The organism is Streptomyces sp. 4N509B, assembly GCF_052245655.1.
In the GTDB taxonomy this organism is placed as follows: Bacteria; Actinomycetota; Actinomycetes; order Streptomycetales; family Streptomycetaceae; genus Streptomyces.
Window position 1 is genome coordinate 1 of sequence record NZ_JBQQBZ010000096.1, and the last position, 1,016, is coordinate 1,016.

Here is a 1,016-nt window from a genome sequence, read left to right on the forward strand (position 1 = left end):
AGACGGGTGCCGTTGCCGTCGTTGACGGGGTTGCGGTTCCTGGCGGCGTTGTTGGTGTTCTTGGCGCATGCGACGTTGTTGGTGAGTCCGTTGGACATGACGTCGCCGGTCAGTTTCTTCGCTGACGCGGACACGGCGACAAGGTTGGCGGACTTCTTCGCGCCGGCGGGGAACATCGGGGTGTCGTTCTTCTTCGTGCTCAGTGGCTTCGTGTTGACGTGGTCGTGGGCTCCGGGGGGCCGGGCGACGTCGTTCTGGCGGCGTCGGGTGTTGAAGATCTACCCCAACCACGTCGTGGTGTGGATCCTGGCGATGTGGTTGTGGGCGTCCTCCGGGCCGGTGGAGACCTGGCTGCCGAACCTGTTCCTGGTCCACACCTTCACCAACGACCCGACCGTCATCTTCAGCGTGAACCACCCGTCCTGGACGCTGTGCGCGGAACTCCTCTTCTACGCTCTCTTCCCCGCCTTCATCCTGCTGGTCCGCCGCATCCCGGAACGGGCGCTGTGGCTGTGGGCGGGTGTGATGGCCGCCGGCGTCGCCGGTATGGCCCTGACCACGAAGTACCTCATCGGCGGCGCCGCGATCCCCGGCCTGGACCTCACCTTGAACCAGCAGTGGTTCGGCCTGTACTTCGCCCCGCCCCGCCTGTTCGAGTTCGTCCTGGGCATGGTCCTGGCCCGCATCGTCGCGGCCGGACGCTGGCCCCGCCGCGTCGGCCTGGCCCCCGCCACCGCCCTGTTCGCCCTGGGCTACTGGGCCGCTCTGGCCCTCCCCGACCCCTACGGCTTCAGCCTGGCCACCATCATCCCCGTCAGCATGATCATCTGCGCCGCCGCCGCCAGCGACCTGGCCGCCACCACCACCCCCGTCACGGGCCGGTTCGGGGCCGGCTGGCTCCGCAGCCGCCTCATGGTCTGGCTGGGCACCGTCTCCTTCGCCTTCTACATGGTCCAAGCCGTCATCATCTTCTACGGCCGCCCCGAAATCCTCGAAACCCGCACCTACGCCACCCT

Annotated in this window: 1 protein-coding gene; it reads left to right on the forward strand. The window is 67.8% G+C overall.

Annotation, left to right across the window (positions count from 1 at the left end; translation table 11 throughout):
• Positions 1-54: 54 nt before the first annotated feature.
• Positions 55-1,016: acyltransferase family protein (locus tag ACTWP5_RS32070; protein WP_443224706.1), on the forward strand; the 962-nt coding region annotated here is incomplete at its 3' end.